At 41.6% G+C, this 16,733-nt stretch carries 16 protein-coding genes; 7 read left to right on the top strand and 9 right to left on the bottom strand.

All coding sequences use genetic code 11. The annotated features are described in order from the left end of the window. The first annotated feature begins 157 nt into the window (after nucleotides 1-157). Nucleotides 158-1,216, top strand: a complete 1,059-nt coding sequence (locus tag LC608_RS02605) for a class I SAM-dependent methyltransferase (RefSeq protein ID WP_229552022.1) — start codon at nucleotides 158-160, stop codon at nucleotides 1,214-1,216. An 833-nt stretch (nucleotides 1,217-2,049) separates the two neighbouring features. Here the strand turns inward: LC608_RS02605 and patX are convergent. Continuing rightward, nucleotides 2,050-2,247 carry a heterocyst-inhibiting protein PatX gene (patX, locus tag LC608_RS02600; protein WP_229552021.1) on the bottom strand — a complete coding sequence of 66 codons (198 nt, stop codon included), beginning with the start codon at nucleotides 2,245-2,247 and terminating at the stop codon, nucleotides 2,050-2,052. A gap of 107 nt (nucleotides 2,248-2,354) precedes the next feature. After that, nucleotides 2,355-4,151 (bottom strand): FAD-dependent oxidoreductase, encoded by a 1,797-nt coding sequence (locus tag LC608_RS02595; RefSeq protein WP_229552020.1) that lies wholly within the window; start codon nucleotides 4,149-4,151, stop codon nucleotides 2,355-2,357. 728 nt (nucleotides 4,152-4,879) lie between these two features. Between LC608_RS02595 and LC608_RS02590 the strand changes: the two genes are divergently transcribed. Continuing rightward, nucleotides 4,880-5,821, top strand: a complete 942-nt coding sequence (locus LC608_RS02590; RefSeq protein ID WP_229552086.1) for a hypothetical protein — start codon at nucleotides 4,880-4,882, stop codon at nucleotides 5,819-5,821. A gap of 48 nt (nucleotides 5,822-5,869) precedes the next feature. Here LC608_RS02590 and LC608_RS02585 read toward each other — a convergent pair whose 3' ends face one another. The 3 genes from LC608_RS02585 to LC608_RS02575 all read right to left on the bottom strand — a co-directional run bounded on the left by LC608_RS02585 (nucleotide 5,870) and on the right by LC608_RS02575 (nucleotide 9,413). Beyond that, nucleotides 5,870-7,540, bottom strand: a complete 1,671-nt coding sequence (locus LC608_RS02585; protein ID WP_229552019.1) for an ABC transporter ATP-binding protein — start codon at nucleotides 7,538-7,540, stop codon at nucleotides 5,870-5,872. Nucleotides 7,541-7,850: 310 nt separating this feature from the next. After that, on the bottom strand, nucleotides 7,851-8,144 hold the full coding sequence (locus LC608_RS02580; protein ID WP_229552018.1) for a hypothetical protein: 294 nt from the start codon (nucleotides 8,142-8,144) through the stop codon (nucleotides 7,851-7,853). Nucleotides 8,145-8,552: 408 nt separating this feature from the next. Next, nucleotides 8,553-9,413, bottom strand: a complete 861-nt coding sequence (locus LC608_RS02575; RefSeq protein WP_229552017.1) for a choice-of-anchor I family protein — start codon at nucleotides 9,411-9,413, stop codon at nucleotides 8,553-8,555. A gap of 680 nt (nucleotides 9,414-10,093) precedes the next feature. Here LC608_RS02575 and LC608_RS02570 point away from each other — a divergent pair. Both LC608_RS02570 and LC608_RS02565 read left to right on the top strand, forming a co-directional pair. Beyond that, on the top strand, nucleotides 10,094-10,237 hold the full coding sequence (locus LC608_RS02570; RefSeq protein ID WP_229552016.1) for a hypothetical protein: 144 nt from the start codon (nucleotides 10,094-10,096) through the stop codon (nucleotides 10,235-10,237). A gap of 355 nt (nucleotides 10,238-10,592) precedes the next feature. Further along, nucleotides 10,593-13,127, top strand: coding sequence for a calcium-binding protein (locus tag LC608_RS02565; RefSeq protein WP_229552015.1), 2,535 nt, complete (start codon nucleotides 10,593-10,595; stop codon nucleotides 13,125-13,127). A 40-nt stretch (nucleotides 13,128-13,167) separates the two neighbouring features. Here LC608_RS02565 and LC608_RS02560 read toward each other — a convergent pair whose 3' ends face one another. Next, on the bottom strand, nucleotides 13,168-13,317 hold the full coding sequence (locus LC608_RS02560; RefSeq protein WP_229552014.1) for a hypothetical protein: 150 nt from the start codon (nucleotides 13,315-13,317) through the stop codon (nucleotides 13,168-13,170). A gap of 364 nt (nucleotides 13,318-13,681) precedes the next feature. On the opposite strand from LC608_RS02560, the gene LC608_RS02555 reads away from it, so the two are divergent. Next, nucleotides 13,682-14,005 (top strand): hypothetical protein, encoded by a 324-nt coding sequence (locus LC608_RS02555; protein WP_229552013.1) that lies wholly within the window; start codon nucleotides 13,682-13,684, stop codon nucleotides 14,003-14,005. A gap of 112 nt (nucleotides 14,006-14,117) precedes the next feature. Here the strand turns inward: LC608_RS02555 and LC608_RS02550 are convergent, their stop codons facing one another. Continuing rightward, nucleotides 14,118-14,327 (bottom strand): hypothetical protein, encoded by a 210-nt coding sequence (locus tag LC608_RS02550; protein ID WP_229552012.1) that lies wholly within the window; start codon nucleotides 14,325-14,327, stop codon nucleotides 14,118-14,120. A 565-nt stretch (nucleotides 14,328-14,892) separates the two neighbouring features. On the opposite strand from LC608_RS02550, the gene LC608_RS02545 reads away from it, so the two are divergent. Further along, nucleotides 14,893-15,204: a hypothetical protein gene (locus LC608_RS02545; protein WP_229552085.1), complete on the top strand. Its 312-nt coding sequence runs from the start codon at nucleotides 14,893-14,895 to the stop codon at nucleotides 15,202-15,204. 195 nt (nucleotides 15,205-15,399) lie between these two features. Then, nucleotides 15,400-15,762, top strand: a complete 363-nt coding sequence (gene trxA, locus LC608_RS02540; RefSeq protein ID WP_229552011.1) for a thioredoxin — start codon at nucleotides 15,400-15,402, stop codon at nucleotides 15,760-15,762. A gap of 144 nt (nucleotides 15,763-15,906) precedes the next feature. Here the strand turns inward: trxA and LC608_RS02535 are convergent, their stop codons facing one another. Both LC608_RS02535 and LC608_RS02530 read right to left on the bottom strand, forming a co-directional pair. Continuing rightward, nucleotides 15,907-16,440: a dihydrofolate reductase family protein gene (locus LC608_RS02535; protein ID WP_229552010.1), complete on the bottom strand. Its 534-nt coding sequence runs from the start codon at nucleotides 16,438-16,440 to the stop codon at nucleotides 15,907-15,909. 35 nt (nucleotides 16,441-16,475) lie between these two features. Continuing rightward, on the bottom strand, nucleotides 16,476-16,730 hold the full coding sequence (locus tag LC608_RS02530; protein ID WP_229552009.1) for a TIGR03643 family protein: 255 nt from the start codon (nucleotides 16,728-16,730) through the stop codon (nucleotides 16,476-16,478). Nucleotides 16,731-16,733: the final 3 nt, after the last annotated feature.

The following is a 16,733-nucleotide window of genomic DNA, read 5'->3' as shown; positions in this document are numbered from 1 at the left end:
TTCCCCAAAGCTCGAAAAATCTTCCCTAATCTACCTTTGATGGCTAAAATCATCTGGCTTCAGATTTGTCTCACCTGAGAGCCTTTACCTTTCCAACAGTCAATAATTTTTTCGTTACAATTATTTACATAGAAGTATCAAAACTTGAGCTATTTTTATGACTGAGAGTTTAACTAAGCTGACTTATCAAACCTTTCAGCAGAGCAAAAATTACTTTGGTCTGGCTCACAAAATATTAAGTTCACAGTTGAGGAACCTGGTGTATCCGACACTTGAACAAAAGACCAAACCCATCCCGAATGAGCTTTTACTCAAACTTCAACACAGATTGAATCAGTTGCTGGAAACAGACTGGCAAGATGCCCAAAAAGGTGTATACCCGGAAAGTTTGCTGTTTGACAACCCTTGGGATGACTTTTTCCGCTACTATCCGTTGGTATGTCTAGATTTACCTCAAACCTGGGAGCGGGTTCAACAACAGAATTACCAAGATTTTTCGCCCGAAATTGACACAGATGGTTATCCCAGCTACTACGTGCAGAACTTCCATCACCAAAGCAATGGCTACTTGAGTGAGTTGTCAGCCAATTTATATGACTTACAAGTAGAAATTCTTTTTGGTGGGGCAGCTGATCCCATGCGGCGGCGGATTCTCGCTCCCCTCAAGCAAGGACTGAAAGCAATTGATTCGGTTGCACCACGGCAAGCCCGTATTCTAGATGTAGCTTGTGGAACTGGGCGGACTCTAAAGTTGATTCGGGCAGCCTTACCTCAAGCATCTCTGTTTGGTACAGATTTGTCACCAGCTTATTTGCGTAAAGCAAATGAACTACTATCCCAAATTCCAGGCGAATTGCCGCAACTTTTACAAGCGAATGCCGAAGAGTTGCCCTATCTAGATAACTATTTTCATGCTGTAACTTCTGTTTTTCTTTTCCATGAGTTACCAGCAACTGTACGTCAGACAGTGATTGAGCAATGCTTCCGGGTAACAAAACCAGGAGGAGTCTTTATTATCTGTGACTCAATTCAGTTGAGTGATTCACCTGAGTTGGAATATATGATGGATTCTTTCCCTGAAACTTTCCATGAACCCTATTACAGGCATTACACCACTGATAACTTACTAGAACGTTTACAAAGAGTAGGCTTTGAGAATATTGAGACGCAAGTCCATTTTATGAGCAAGTATTTCATTGCTCATAAGCCAGCATAAAAGCTTCTCAACATTTTCTTTAAGTAAACTTTATCAAAAAAGGGCAAATGCAAAATTTTGCATCTGCCCTTGGGTGTAGAATAATTAAGAGGACTAAGAGGAGTTAGCAAATCCTTCTTAATATTTATTTTGTCGGGAGCCATCTGTGAGAAGAAGGAACCAGGAGCAAAAGTAGGTTAGCCCCTTTGGGGAAGTCAAAAGTCAAAAGTCAAAAATAATTAAGATTCGCTGCCAAGTGCAATAAACGTATACTACTTGTGCGAATTTATGCTCTAGATAAGCTCAGATGCAGCGCAAGAGATTTTATGCTTCGGCAAAGCACGCCAAAAAACGCCAAAGCGAAGATCAATTATTTCCTGATGTAGATAGCCAGCTACTCAATGTATGAGAAACCTATTTGGGAATAAAGTGGATTTGCTTTAAGACTACTTTCCTCAACAAGCAAAATGTCTGAATTTAGAGGTGCTTTAGATTAACTGATAGTCTAAGTAACATCTATTTCTAGAAGAGTTGAGGATTGAAACGCAAAGCTTCCCACCGAATATGAGCACCAGTTGTGTAACTTTTGAGAAGTTGGTGATGCTGTTAATCGAGGCACTTAATTTAATTTGCGTTTTGATTGCCAGGATTGACGCTAACTATATATACAAAGCTTGCAGTTGAAATACTAAGCGATCGCTGAAGATTTTCGTGTGTCAACTGTATATATATCTGTCAGAAAAGCTGTATAAATGATGTTAGTACAACACTGTGTTTTCTGGCACTTTGTTTCCGTTGAAAAAAAAGGCATTACCCTACGGTAGTTAAACCACAACATAGATATTTTCGGATTTTTACGTTACTTCTCTACGCCCACTACCGCGATGACGTGGCGCATCATCTGAAGCTTGTTCAGATGCCGCCGAGCGCCACTGTTCCGAAGTAGGCGTGGAAGGCAGCCCATAGGATAAGTGATTGACCATCGTTTGGCAGTTAGAAGCTAAGGGGCCGAACATCAGACTCGAGACTAAAAGAGAAATGGCAGCACGCATAGCAGATGTCTATTTTGGAACTCTCCACTTCACTGATACTTAGCTTTTTGATTAATATCCGGACAATTCATCAAAAAGTATTCTGTTTTACTGAAAATAAACTCTTCTTATCCTCCGTTAAAATGTTCGACTAGTAACCAATTACCAGAGTGGTTTTGATGACCCCACAATGTAACGAATTGTTCATGAGGATAAGCGCGTAATTGCTTGTCAATATGCGATCGCAAAGTCACAAGCTGCCAATTTTGACCTTGATATGCGGCTGGTGCTGTGACAGCGAATCTGTATTCCTGCTGATCCAAGCGGTAAAAAATGCCTTGGAAACAGTTACTTTCCCGAATTAATCCCTTGCCAAAAGTAGAGTCAGGGTACTCATTCCACGATGGGCAAGGGCAATCACCACTAGCTGGATAGGCTTGTGGGTTATTTAAGTAATACAGTTGCCAGTGCAGCCAATCCGAATGATTGGGTGGAAGATTAAATAAAGGAATAATTGCTGCTTTTGAGCGATTATCTTCCAATAAAGCCGTTTGCAGCGCCCTAACAGGCAAGTCCCTCGGTTGGCAGTTTAACTCAACACACATCGCTGCTGCCATCCCTGCTGCTTGACCAATGCCCATAACCACAGGTTGTAATCTAGTAGCCCCATTGGCAATGTGGGAGACAGAAATATTTTTTTCACAAACTAAGAAACCATCTGTTGTGGCTGGAATGAGGGAACTGTAGGGAATTGTAAAAGGAGTTCCAGTCCAGCGTCCCCCCCATTGGATAGATTTAGGTTGCAGTGGGAATTGAACACCAGGATAGTGATGGTCATTGGCGTAGTTACCAATTGCGATCGCTTCATATGCTTCATATATAGATGCAACTTTACCTCCAGCGATCGGTAAAATATCCTGTTCTCGGATAGTAGTTAGCCCCACTAGGCGGCGGCTTTCCCGGTAATAGGGATGCAGTGCAAAACCTGTAGGGGCGTGAGGAAATACTTTTTCTGCTAAACCATAGCGACGACCAAGCTGTTTTTGGATAAAATGAGCAAAATTTTGGCTGTGCCAGCGAGATTCTTGGATGAATTCACCTCTGGATAGATCTGACTCTATCAACCGCCCTACCCTTTCGCCGTAGTCATTGCCACAGATTGGCCAATTCATCATAAACAGGCCACCAGGCAAACGTCCATAATTCAAAAATGTCTCTGCGCCATAGCCATCCCAAGCGCCTGTAAACTGCGATGAATTATAGTTAGGCGCGGCTGGAATTTCTGGTGCCCCAGCTATACCCGTCTTAGACATCGCTTCACCAAAGTCTTGCATAATCACTACATAAGTGGGCACTTGCACTGGATATTTTTCAGTTAAAGAGTTAAAAGCTACTGGGGCGCTGGGTTCTCCCCACTCAGATTGCAATTCCCAGCCCCAGCGATAGGGTATCTCACCTAAAGGCAATAAATCTCCCAATTCTGTGCCATCGAGAATAATTTTGGCTGTGACAGCAAAATCAGCAAAGCGCACACCAGTAATAGAATCACCTTGGCGAAACACTTCTATTGGCACTTGTCCAGAAATCCAGTCCAGATTTGGCAATTCCTGCACCCAATCTGCAAAAATCTCTGCCCCAATCCGAGGATCGTAACTAAAAAAGCTTACCCAACTGTTATCTAATCCTCCGGGCTGTCGTTGTCGCAATTCCTGCAAAAACGCACCCCATAATCCCGTTTGAAAGGCTTCTAATTCGTTGCCATCGGGTGCGGATACTCCAGCCGAAGTCAGCATTCCCCCCAACCAAGGAAATTCACTCACCAGAATCGTTTTGGCTCCCCGTCGCGCCGCTTGGATAGCAGCCGCAGTGCCTCCGGTTCCCCCACCGACAACTAAAACATCAGCTGTGTATGTCTGATTAATCATTGCTTATACCTCACTGGAGTTTTGACATATTCTCCCCAGATAGCTTGGCATCAAACAAGATAAATTATCAGAACTTACGCAAAAATCCCCAAATAAATATTAGTTTTATAGGAATCGTATTTGATTTTTGAAATTATCTATGTGGGCGGGGAGTGGGGAGTGGGGAGTGGGGAGTGGGGAGTGGGTAATAGGGAATAAGGAATTAGGCTTTTTGATCTGTACCGAGCTTTTTCAGAAATCAAATATTAGTCCTATATAGGGTTTCTATTTGATTGCGTGAAAAGATAGGTAGGGAAACCAGTCGTGTGGGCGGGTTTCCCTACTTGAGCTAACTAGCGTTGTATTACCGCCGAGAGTACGGCATCCTTTATTGTCAGAAAAAATCAACTTTTTTATCTAGCTAGATATACCTATTTTGAAAAATGAGATAATTTCAAGTTTTGTACTCAGCTAGCAGGAATATTTTAGCAAAGTTGTTATTTTTAATTTATGCATTAGAAAAAACACTATCAAATCCTTTAATGGCAAGACTGACAAATAATTTTATTTTGAGTGGATATAGATAGGATTTGGGATTATATCTAACAAAAGCTTGATATTAAACAGCCATGAAGAAATACATTTTGTATATACAGCTAAAGATAGAGGTTCTTACTATATTTTGTATTTAAACTTAATATAAATACAAGTTTTATGGATTGCTAGTATTGAGTAATAATCAAAATACTATGTTTACTAATTGTTTTAAAAATAATGATAATTTAAGTGTAAATAAGGATAGGAATATATCAAATGTTGAAATAGCACTTTTTATAGATCAAATTAAAAGTAATGTCTGGCTATTTGGTATTCCATCTTGGCTTTTTGGCATAAGCGATAGAAGCATAGCTGCATTTGCTGATGGTTATTTATCTCCTATAGAAATATTTCAGCTACTTACAGCCTCTTTCTTTTTTCTGAGTTGGCTATATCTCAAGCCTGATGAAAGCTTTAACAGCAATGATTTAGGTCCCAACGAATATCAAGAATATCTTGCTCGGACTCAAGCTAACAAGCTTCAAGTAAAAAAGCTCCACATGATTAGCCAGGAGTATATTTTACCGTTTCCTTATATTTGCCAAATTTATCATTTATTGAATTTAAGGCATTTGGAAACAGTTCATAGCTTTAGCCTTAATAACCTGAAAATTTTCCAAATTAGCCACTTTCAGCCCACAAATACTGGTGGAATAATTAAATTCCAAACAATATTAGATTCGCCAGCGAATGCTTTGAGGATTTGGCGTCAACCGATTGTAGAGGTAGATTTAATATTACATACTCCCTACACTGTTGAACTGAGTATTCCAGTTTACAATAACAAAAGGATATTTGTTATATTTCATGCTTTCCCGTTAAATGACTTAGAGCATCACTTCTTTATAGATATTTATAGTGATTTAGAGTGGCCAAAGCCACTCTTACAAATAATATTGCATTTTGCTTCTTGTTTGACACTATTTGAAGATTTGCCGTATCTAAGAGCTTTAGCTGATAAAAATATAGGGCGTTTATTCAATTTAAGCAAAGCTCCAAATCACGAGACTGCATTGCTGTTTAAAAGATATGTTGAGCTATATGGTTCCACTGGAGAACCAACTAAATTACTTGAGGGGAGGGAAGAGAGTTAGGAGTTAGGAGTTAGGAGTTAGTAATTCATAACTCCTCACTTTGTTTAGTTAAGCGCGTGCTAGTAAGGGGGCAGCAGCTAGTAAGGTTTTGGTATAAGGATGCTGAGGATTAGCAAAAATAGTTTTTGTCAGACCGAGTTCGACAATTTTACCGCCATTCATCACGGCAATACGATCGCACAAAAATCGAGCTAACCAAAGATCATGAGTGATGAACAGATAAGTTAACTCAAATTCTTCTTTCAATTGCAACATTAAATCTAGCACTTGCGATTGCACGCTAGCGTCTAACATACTTACGGGTTCATCGCAGATCAAAAGTTTAGGGTGAGTAATCAAAGCACGAGCGATCGCAACTCTTTGCTGTTGTCCACCAGACAAATCTGATGGATAACGCTCATAATACACTTCTGGCGGTGTTAACCCAACTTTCTCTAGCATCCACAAAACCTGTTCTTTTGCCTTAACGGGATCTGCTAAATTGTGGATAAATAAAGGATCAGCGATACTTTGTCCCACTGTCATCGCCGGATTGAGACAAGCATGGGGATCTTGAAAAACCATTTGTATTTGTCGCCGCGAGGAGCGAATTTCTTGACGCGACAGTGTAGTTAAATCCTGTCCTAAAAACTCAACTTTGCCACTCGTAGGACGAATTAGTTGCAAGATTGTTCGTGATAGCGTACTTTTACCACAACCTGATTCCCCAACTAAACCGAGAATTTCTCCGGGATAAATATCCAGGTTGATACCATCTACTGCTTTTATTGTCTGAGTTTGTGTCTTAAACAGTCGTTCAATAAAGTTAGGTTCGATGGTGTAGTGTTGCTTGAGTTCTGTGACACTCAAAATTGGGGATTGTTTATTAATAATCGGTAATTGCTTTTCTGAGTCATTGACAATTATCAATTCTCCGTTATCTTTTACTGCTTGAATATGTAAAGCTGCTTTTAAGAGCGATCGCGTATATTCATGTTGAGGGTGTCTAAATACGGTTTCTGTAGAACCCATTTCCACCATCTTGCCGTTGTACATAACACCAATGCGATCGCAATACTCAGCCACCATTGCTAAATCGTGAGAAATCAGCAACAATCCCATGTTTTCTTCACCGCACAGACGAGTTAATTCTTTTAATATCTGTGCGGAAACGGTGACATCTAAACTGGTGGTGGGTTCATCGGCAACAATTAACTTAGGGTTGAGGAGTAAAGCTAAAGCGATCGCTACCCGTTGGCGCATTCCACCGCTAAACTCGTGGGGATACTGATTCCAGCGACTAGCTGGGATATTCACCTTTGCCAAGGTAGCAAGTGCTTTCTCTTTGGCTTCTCGCGTTGATAATTCTGGTGAGTGCGCCTGGAGGGTTTCAATACAATGCTTACCAATCGTCATTAACGGATCAAGGCGTGTCATGGGATCTTGAAAAATTAAGGCGATCGTTTCTCCCCGAAATTTCCGTAATTGGTTAGGCATCAAGTCAAACACCGAGTGTCCTTGAAATGTCACCCGTCCCTCAATCCGACTAGAGGCTGGTAGTAAACGCATTACTGCCCGTCCTATAGTTGACTTACCACAACCTGACTCTCCCACCAATCCCATTCTTTCGCCTGGTTGTAAGGTGAAAGATACATCATCAACCGCCCAGGTTGCTTCTTCTCCACTCCGCGCAGGATAGGCAACTCGCAAATTTTCGATACAGAATAAGGCTTCACTCATAGTTTAGTTATCAGCCCTGAGCTACCAGTTTTTATAATTTCAAATTTAAGATAGTTTATCAAATTAGTATTAAACCTTCGTTGTACAAACATCTTATCTTTATTGTCTTAGGGTAAGCATAGCCTTTTCAAGAGTTGACATCGCCTTTACAAAAGAAACCTTGAAGCTAGATTAACCTAATGTATCTATCGGCAACCAACCAAAGGGAGCTACGAGATCCGCTAATGTTCTATCATACTGATTTATACTGCTTGTCTCAACTTTTATCCGTTCATGTAGGAGACAAGCAAGTATTTTACTATTGAGCTAATTAATGTTCATGATCTTGATGATGATTGTTTAATCCTTGCTCAGTTTCTAGTAGTCGTGAAATAAGTACGTCTGCTTTTCTACTAATAACAGACCTAACTTTATCAATAGCAACCACTTCACTGATTTTGACAACCATTTCGCAGAGAGTATCCTCCTCTGTATCTTTGTTGTAAGTTCTATGTTTAAACCACAACAAATCATCCCAAACTCCGATAACTGTGGCGAAATACCATTTGTCTCGTACTAGTATCCAGATTTCTTGTTCTAAGTAAGTCTGTAGAAGAGGTTTCACGGTGAGTAAGATAATGGAAAAGATTGTGCTACATATTAAGTAAGTATTAATAGGTAAAGCAACAGTTAAAATACTGATATACTTTAGTGTAAATTATGTTAACCTATTTTAAAAATTAGTAAATTAACTGTATGTAAACTGGGGTTTTGCCAATAGCTAAGTTAGTAATTTTATTATTTTGGTAAAGACTGCCTGTATAAAATACAATTTTATGATTTAGTATTGAATGTTACAGACTGGAATATCTACTACAGCATTATCACTGAATCGGATCGACACCATTCCTAAACTAACAATTTAGGTGATGCATTGCCAAGGGTGCGATCGCCTATCCGCGTAATCTAACAGGGCTGTTTCTTTCTCAACTACCTTAGATAAAATCATTCAGTTTCGCATCTTTGCTAGGAATCAAAATATAGCGCAATAAAAGTTAGCAATGTTGATAGCATTATCGCGATCGCTAGCATCAATGCCGTTTCCTGGTAGGCTATAATCTTTGAAGCCTAAAGGTAGAATATCGGTAATTTGATTGTTGATCAGGTCGAGGAGTGCGATCGCATTATTTTCTTGCAACGACACCCAAGCCTTTGTAGAATCTTCCGAAACAGTGATATATTCTGGCTCTAAATCTTGAGCAACGGTAGCATTAGGACCAAAAATTCTCACTCCCGCAGTTCGCATCTGATCAATCTGGCTGTTAAATTGCGTAAAGCCAGCGTTAATTACACTAAAATTAGCAAGATTTATAATGCTCACTGAGCCTTCAGGGTCAACGCTATTGGGCTGATTGTAACTATTTGGTTCACCCTCGTTAGCTACTAACACACGAGTTCCATCGGGTGTAAAGGTGAGCATATCAGGCAACGCTCCCACAGTAACAGAATTTAAGAAATCACCGTTGGCGTTAAAAAACACTGCTTTACCTGGATCTTGGGCCACAGATCCTTGCACTGCCGCAGCCAGTAAGCCATTTTTGAAAGTAACGCTATTAGCCCCGCCACCATAGGCAGTTATATCGATACTTTTAAATAGTGAAGGCTGAGTTGGGTCACTAATATTGATGATGTCAATACTCTTAGTACCTCCATTGACCACAAATAGCCGTTGGGTTACAGGGTCATAAGTGGGGATTTCTGCCCCCCCTTCATTAAAGATACCTGTACTATAAGTACCAATAGTTTTGAGCGACAACGCTGCTGCTGGCGTTGTCATTGCTCCCAACAAAATGGCAGATGGAACTAGTAGGCCGACAAGCTTTTTGATAGTCATAATTTGAGGAATGTTAAATGTTTAACTTTTTTGATGTCAGTCAGACAAGCAGACACTCCTTACTGCTAATCGATCGCACGAAAATATCTCTACACAGCTAGTTACTAGCTGTGTGGATTTGTCTTATCTCTGCGTCGGCTAGACTAAATTAGCCTAGCCGGAAGTAGTCACGCTGAGTTAGATGAACCATCGATCACAGGTACATCTGCAAAATTATGAGTTTTAGGTTAATTAATTACTAACTAAAGGTTAACTAAAGATTAAAGTGAGTATTTTTACGGCAACTTTAGGTTAACTAAAGATTAAAGTGAGTATTTTTACGGAAACTTTATAAAACTAAAGCCACCACTGACGGGGTGAAATGAGCAGTTGAACAGAAATTTACGCGCTTGGAATTGATTAGCCGTTTTGAATATTGCGATCACAATAATCTAACATTAGATTTGCAATTAGGCGTTATATCCAGACCTACCAAATCCCAAAAACAAACTCCCTTGGCTATGTATTTTAGATTGGGAGGCGGTAGATGGGTCTCCTCATTTTTAGATTTACTTTATAAATAGCCTCTTATGGCACTCCTCCCTTGCGCTTGTCGTTGCAAGGTACTCGCCATCATTTAGATAACTTTATTCCCGAATTCTTAGCTGCAACTTCAACAAAACGTCTTAAAATTTATCGCAATGCAACTCAAAGTTATTGCTCACAAGGCTGTTCCTGACCGTCCTACTAGAAACGAACCACGAGTTCGTAAACGTCGTCCGAAAGCCTACCCCTTAATGACCAAACCACAGCATGAATTACGCAAACAATTGCAAATTGCTTAAACCGCAAGTGTTTCAGCTTTTCTTAGTGCCATTCCTCTCTTAGTTTTTAGTAGCAAATAAGACGCGTTTGCCCTATGCTAGTGATAGCTATTTAGGCAGTGTCTAGACCAAGAAACCAGGTATCCGCTCAATAAATCGGGGCGAACTACCAGTTCAGGAACGAGTTTACGCCATTTGAGCCTTGTCACTGAGCGATTTACCCCGGATTATTGAGCGGTTACGAAACCAGTCTAAGTAGATGCTGTATTTATTTGAACTACCTATCTAGGGTTTCGCCCTGCTGGCAGGGCTACTCATAGATGACACCTCTGCCAGCGAATATCTGTGAATCAAACTTATAACTGAGGGGATTGATATGGCAGACATTATTGGAGACAACAGGAATAACAGTCTAATTGGCACGTTTGAGAATGACGCTATCCTTGGTCAGGGCGGTGATGATAACCTCTTTGGTCGGGGCGGCAATGATGACCTCTTGGGTGGGACTGGCAATGACTCGCTTAATGGCGAGGACGGCAATGACCTTCTCAATGGTGAGGAGGGCGACAACACGCTGCTTGGTGGGTTCGGCGATGATGTCCTCCTTGGTGGATCTGGCAATGACCTGCTTGATGGCGAGGAGGATGACGATCAACTCCTTGGCAGAGGCGGTGACGACACCCTGCTTGGTGGGTTCGGTGATGATGTTTTCCTTGCTGGATCTGGCAATGACCTTCTCGAAGGCGGGGACGGAAATGACCGACTCGCTGGAGAAGACGGTGAAGACCAACTTTTTGGCGGGGAAGGGGCTGACACCCTCAATGGCGGGGCTGGCGATGACCAGATTGATGGCGAGGATGGCAATGACAACTTGATTGGTGAGGCTGGCGATGACCGACTTCTTGGCGGGGCTGGCAATGACCGACTCGAAGGAGGGGACGGGGATGACCAAATCTCTGGTGGGACTGGCAATGATACTGCTGACTATTCAAATACCACTGCTGGTGTCACCGTTAACCTAGCGACTGGAACTGCCAGTGGAGGGGCTGGGAATGATGTCCTGTTTAATATCGAACAAGTCTTTGGTTCTGGTTTCAACGATTCTCTAACTGGCGGGCGCGGTAATGACACCCTCTTTGGTAGAGGTGGCAATGACCTGCTTGATGGTGGAGTTGGCAATGACGTGCTTGATGGTGAAATTGGCAACGATATTGTCCGTGGTGGGTTGGGCGATGACACCTTGCGTGGTGGGACTGGCAATAACCAACTCTTCGGTGGAGATGGTGTTGATACTGTTGATTATTTAAGTGCCACTGCCGGAGTCACGATTAACCTAGCGACTGGAACCGCTACAGGGCAGGGCAGGAATGATGTCCTGTTGGAGATTGAAAGAATCGTTGGTTCTAGGTTCAATGACACCATCTTTGGCGGAGCTGGCAATGACTTCTTCCTCAGTGGTGGGGACGGGAATGACTCTGTCAATGGTGGGGCTGGTAATGACCGCCTCTTTGGCGATAACGGCAATGACACCCTGCTTGGCGGGACTAACGACGACTTTATCAATGGCGGGAACGGCAATGACTCCCTGCTTGGCGGTAGCGGCATTGACATCCTGCTTGGTGGGGCTGGCAATGACCAACTCGAAGGTGAGGACGGGGGTGACACTCTCATTAGTAGAGAAGGCAATGATACCCTGCTAGGCGGCAGAGGCAATGACATTCTGCTTGGTGGAGACGGGGATGACCAACTCCTTGCTGGAGGCGGGGATGACCAACTCTTTGGTGGGACTGGTGTTGATACTGCTGATTATTTAAATGCCACTGCCGGAGTCACCGTTGACCTTGGCACTGGAACTGCCAGTGGGGGAGATGGGAATGATGTCCTGTTCAATATCGAGCAAGTCTTTGGTTCTAGTTTTAACGACTCCCTAATTGGAGGAGGCAGCAATGATACCGTCTTTGGCAGAGGCGGCAATGACACCTTGCTTGGTGGGGATAGCGATGACTTTCTTGATGGTCAGGAAGGTAATGACCTCGTCTTGGGCGAGGATGGGAATGACAGCCTGTTTGGCGGGGCTGGCAATGACCTTCTCGAAGGAGGAGAAGGCGATGACCCACTCTTTGGCGGGGTCGGCAATGACACTCTCCTTGGAGGGCCTGGAAATGATGTCCTCATAGGCGTTGATACTAACGGTTCTGATTCTCCTGGATTAGGGGAGGTTGATATCCTAACTGGAGGACCTGGGGAAGATCAGTTCTTACTTGGAGATGCTAATAATGTCTTTTATGACGATAACAGTGGAAGTAGTGGTTTTGCAGACTACGCTACCGTCCGTGGCTTCAACTCCAACGAGGATACAATCCAGATCAAAGGAACACTGGGAGACTATCGCTTGCAGACTGTGGGAGCCAATACAAGGGTATTTCTGGACAAATCAGGGGGAGAGCTAGATGAACTCATTGGTGTTGTGGAAGCGTCGTCTCTGAGGCTTGATAGTGACGACTTCCTGTTCTACGAGAAAGAAGATGCTCGACAAGGGACAAACAACACACTAGCCACTGCTGAGGAGCTAGGTACTTTAACATCAGGTTCAGAAGTTAATACCTCTGCTCAACTGGCAACACTTCCAGGGAACAATCCTGATTTCGACTTTTTCACATTTTCTTTAGCCAACCCAGGAACTGTGACTATCAGCACGGAGAATCTTACTGTCGATACAGTTATCGGTCTATTTAATAGTGCCGGGAACTTACTGAATTCTAGTGATTCTCCATCAATCACCGCTTCACTAGGGACAGGTACTTACTCCATTTCAGTAAGTGATTTTGATTACTTCCCGCAAAATGGCGGGACTTTCAGTTCTGGCTCTTTTAATCCTGGTTCTTATACACTAGGAGTCACTGTAGCCTAAAGACAAATGGGGTACTAAGAAAAGCGGAAACAGTTGCCAATTAAGAAGTTTGCAGCTGTTTTCGTAATTCTTGTCGAGGTTTTGTCATGAAGAGGTAAGCTTTGGGGCGGCGTTTTTGAACTCGTGGTTGCCTGCGTGCGGGACGGTCAGTAACGACTTTGTGAACGATAATTTTGATTGTTCTGCTCATCCATCATTACTATCCGCTCAATAAATCGGGGCAACTACCAGTTCAGGAACGAGTTTACGCTATTTGAGTTTTGTCACTGAGCGATTTACCCCGGATTATTGAGCGGTTACCATCATTACTACCTTTGATTTGCGTAGGAACACATAAGGTAATTTCTAGCAAGAATTTAGGAGTCAGAATTCAGGAGCGGAGCCGGAGACGCTCCGGCTCCGCTCCTGACTCCTGAATTCTATTCGATAAAGTTTTAGCTGATTAATTCACCCATTTGTGGGAGGTAATTAGTAAGCAAATAAGTATACTTTACTTATAATCAGACCAACACAAGATGGTTTGATACAGCATTCACGCAACAGATGTATCAATCATGTTAAACCTGATATTCACTGGATGTATAAAAATAAAACCCTTGGTGCTTTCAACAGCTTTTTTTCTGGCTATACAGACTTCTGCCAATGCTGAACAACCCCTTCCTCGTTTGACTCCAGCACAAACTCAACATTTGTCCCGCGACTTAGTACCATATAACTCTCAAGAATTTTTTAGGCAAGGAAAAAATTCGATTGAGAGAGAAATTCAAATTCTTAAGCTAAGGCAACTGCGCCCAATTAAACCTGTTCTTAAGATTAATTCACTACCGCAGATTAAAACACCACATACTCAGCAAAACCCTAATATCTTAACTAGGTAAGAATCATCGTGAGTTTATGAAACCTTAGAACCCTATGCATCCAAATCAGTATGCCCTGGTTCCTGTTTACAGAGCTTTTGTGTTTTAATATTTGCAACACAAATTTACAATATTAATCGTCTAGCAGACCCATCAACGCTTGAACTTCAACGTCTTGCGATTCTGATAATTGACCTTGTAACTTTAATAATTCATCTTGTAATGCTTCTGCTACATGGAGCATATTAGATTCTTGTGCAATTTTTAGCTGATTTTCTTTAACTTTGATTTGTTTAAGCAAGTTATTTTCAACATGAATTGAATTGTAATTTTGAGTAATCATAGTTTTATATTTTTATCAATTTACGGAACGTAATTAAATTTACCACTATGTATTATTCCACATTTTTACCATTTTTTAAATATCTAGTGATTTAACAGTTATCAGTTGGGAGTCAGAGTCCCCCACATACACCATACCCGTATTTTTAGAGGCTTTTACAAAAATGGAAATCATGATATAAGATTGGTTGACTTAAAAGGAGTTGTAGACAATACATACAAGACTACACATGAGTACCGAAAAAACCTAGACTAAAGCAGCTTGCCGCAGGCTACCACAGAGGCACAGAGAAGCCAGTGCGTTGGGCGGGTTCCCCGACTTGTACCCCTGCGGGGAAGCAAGCTACGCACAGCGTCTCCCCTTTTCCCAAAGGGAGAGGCTAGCGCCTGCCGTAGGATGCCCGTTCGCGTAGCGTCTCCTTTAGGAGAAGGGCTGTAGGGAGAAGCAACTGGCGCGACACGGTGAATAGTTTGAGAGAGTTTTTTTGCGTAAGTACTTACACATTAACTTGTGTGTTACTTCACCGAGTATTGCTGGATATTTTAAACAACTTTTTGTGAATTATATGAACTTAAAACTTATAAAAAGAAGGATTTTTACCTTTGTAAAAATTATATCTACAATGCTTATAACAAGCGCAATTGGATTGGAATCATGGAATATTTATGCAGCAATAACTAATACTAATTTACCAACCAGCCTTAATCCAATTTTTTGGATTGAGCGTTTTGCTATGACTAGCCATTTTATCGAAAGTATCATAGCAGCTTTTTATGCACCTTCAAGAAAAAAGATGCCCATAAAATATGCTACTTATACTTTTTTTGTAGGCACAATTGGGTTGTTAGAACTATTCTCTTCAGAAAATGACTCTTGACGGTACCCCTTTTGGATTAGGTCGGTTGGTAGGGTGTATTAACGCACCCTATGTAAGAAGGTTGTAAATTATTAAATCCACGATCGCTGGGGTTCACGAATGTAGGTGACTGGTGAATCTGACAGGCAGAAGGGAGTATAGTTTGTATAGTTAGCTTTTTGCTGAAATTTTAGTTTGACACTAAAGGATTAAAAAATGTCTACAGATACTCACTTAGTTGCTTACGTTCAAGAAAGTGAATTTGATACTGTTTTAACTGAAAGTGAAGAGAAAATTGTTGTTGTTGATTTTACTGCTACTTGGTGTGGCCCATGTCGCCTAGTTAGTCCGTTAATGGAGCAACTTGCTGAGGAATACAAAGGTCGCGCCAAAGTCGTTAAGGTAGATGTTGACAGCAACAAGCCAATTTTCAAAAGATTCGGTCTTCGCAGTATTCCAGCAGTTTTAATTTTTAAAGATGGTGATTTAGCAGAAACTATCGTAGGAGTTTCGCCTTACGAGCAGTTTAGCGAAGCTGTTCAGAAGCTTCTTGAGGTTGTTTCAACCACTGATTCGTAATTCATAATTAATAAGGGTTTATACCCGATGCCTAATAACGGCAGTGAAGTTTCAGGTGGTGTTTAAATTCCGCGAAGTTCTGAGCTTTGGAAGCCGACCCTCGGACTTATCACCACTTGAAGCATGATTATCAATTATAAATTTTTAAACCTTTTCTTTTCGCCTATAATGTGCTTGGACTAAGCCAGTAGAATATTGTTTTGAGTTAATCAGCTCTAATTTTTCTTCAGGGCTAGGCGGTGGGAAAAGGCGTATACCTTCACCTAAGATAATTGGAATAGTTGAAATAATATATTCGTCAATCAAGCTGTGCTGAAGAAACGAATTGATTAATGCTCCGCCACCAACTAACCAGATGTTTTCATAACCTTGAGCCTGTATATTTGTTAAGGCTGGCTCTACTGGATCAGAAACAAATGTAACGTCCTCACGGTCAGATTGGAGAGGGCGCTGGGTGAAAACAAAGGATTTTTTTTCTGGATAAGGCCATTCATCAAAACCAAGCCCTATTTCATAGGTCTTGCTACCTAACACGATCGCATCAATTGATTCGTAGAAATCAGTGTAACCGTAGTCTTCACCTTCTGTATCAAGGAATGATAGCCAATCAATTCCGCCATCACTGCGAGCGATATAGCCATCCAAACTAGCTGCAATGTAGAGTGTAACTTTCGTCATTGTGCTTCTGAATTTGGTAGTTTTCACCCAATTACTTACGTTTTTTGATTGTGCGATTTAAACCGACCTGCAATAAATTCTCGCTTAGATAAATGTTTTGTACTGCGTTTGGTGACTCGCTCTCGCCACATCCGGAAACTAGATTCTTTCATTTCGCGCCTCATTAGGGCAATTACCTCTTTCTCCAACAGCCCAAACTGAGCCTCAATGGCATCAAAAGAGGTTCTATCTTCCCATGCCATTTCAATAATGCGATCGATGGTTTGTGAATCAAGGTCAGGTAGCTTCATTTC

The sequence above is a fragment of the Nostoc sp. XA010 genome (assembly GCF_020829625.1).
GTDB lineage: Bacteria > Cyanobacteriota > Cyanobacteriia > Cyanobacteriales > Nostocaceae > Nostoc.
The sequence above is the reverse complement of the archived record's forward strand: the minus strand, read 5'-3'. Positions and strand labels throughout refer to the sequence as shown.

Bases quoted from the DNA above. Each gene is read 5' to 3' on its own strand.
- LC608_RS02545 (WP_229552085.1), top strand. From the start codon at position 14,893: ATGAACTTAAAACTTATAAAAAGAAGGATTTTTACCTTTGTAAAAATT.
- LC608_RS02530 (WP_229552009.1), bottom strand. From the start codon at position 16,730: ATGAAGCTACCTGACCTTGATTCACAAACCATCGATCGCATTATTGAA.
- trxA (WP_229552011.1), top strand. From the start codon at position 15,400: ATGTCTACAGATACTCACTTAGTTGCTTACGTTCAAGAAAGTGAATTT.
- LC608_RS02585 (WP_229552019.1), bottom strand. From the start codon at position 7,540: ATGAGTGAAGCCTTATTCTGTATCGAAAATTTGCGAGTTGCCTATCCT.
- LC608_RS02590 (WP_229552086.1), top strand. From the start codon at position 4,880: ATGTTTACTAATTGTTTTAAAAATAATGATAATTTAAGTGTAAATAAG.
- patX (WP_229552021.1), bottom strand. From the start codon at position 2,247: ATGCGTGCTGCCATTTCTCTTTTAGTCTCGAGTCTGATGTTCGGCCCC.
- LC608_RS02565 (WP_229552015.1), top strand. From the start codon at position 10,593: ATGGCAGACATTATTGGAGACAACAGGAATAACAGTCTAATTGGCACG.
- LC608_RS02560 (WP_229552014.1), bottom strand. From the start codon at position 13,317: ATGAGCAGAACAATCAAAATTATCGTTCACAAAGTCGTTACTGACCGT.
- LC608_RS02570 (WP_229552016.1), top strand. From the start codon at position 10,094: ATGCAACTCAAAGTTATTGCTCACAAGGCTGTTCCTGACCGTCCTACT.
- LC608_RS02595 (WP_229552020.1), bottom strand. From the start codon at position 4,151: ATGATTAATCAGACATACACAGCTGATGTTTTAGTTGTCGGTGGGGGA.
- LC608_RS02605 (WP_229552022.1), top strand. From the start codon at position 158: ATGACTGAGAGTTTAACTAAGCTGACTTATCAAACCTTTCAGCAGAGC.
- LC608_RS02550 (WP_229552012.1), bottom strand. From the start codon at position 14,327: ATGATTACTCAAAATTACAATTCAATTCATGTTGAAAATAACTTGCTT.
- LC608_RS02535 (WP_229552010.1), bottom strand. From the start codon at position 16,440: ATGACGAAAGTTACACTCTACATTGCAGCTAGTTTGGATGGCTATATC.
- LC608_RS02575 (WP_229552017.1), bottom strand. From the start codon at position 9,413: ATGACTATCAAAAAGCTTGTCGGCCTACTAGTTCCATCTGCCATTTTG.
- LC608_RS02555 (WP_229552013.1), top strand. From the start codon at position 13,682: ATGTTAAACCTGATATTCACTGGATGTATAAAAATAAAACCCTTGGTG.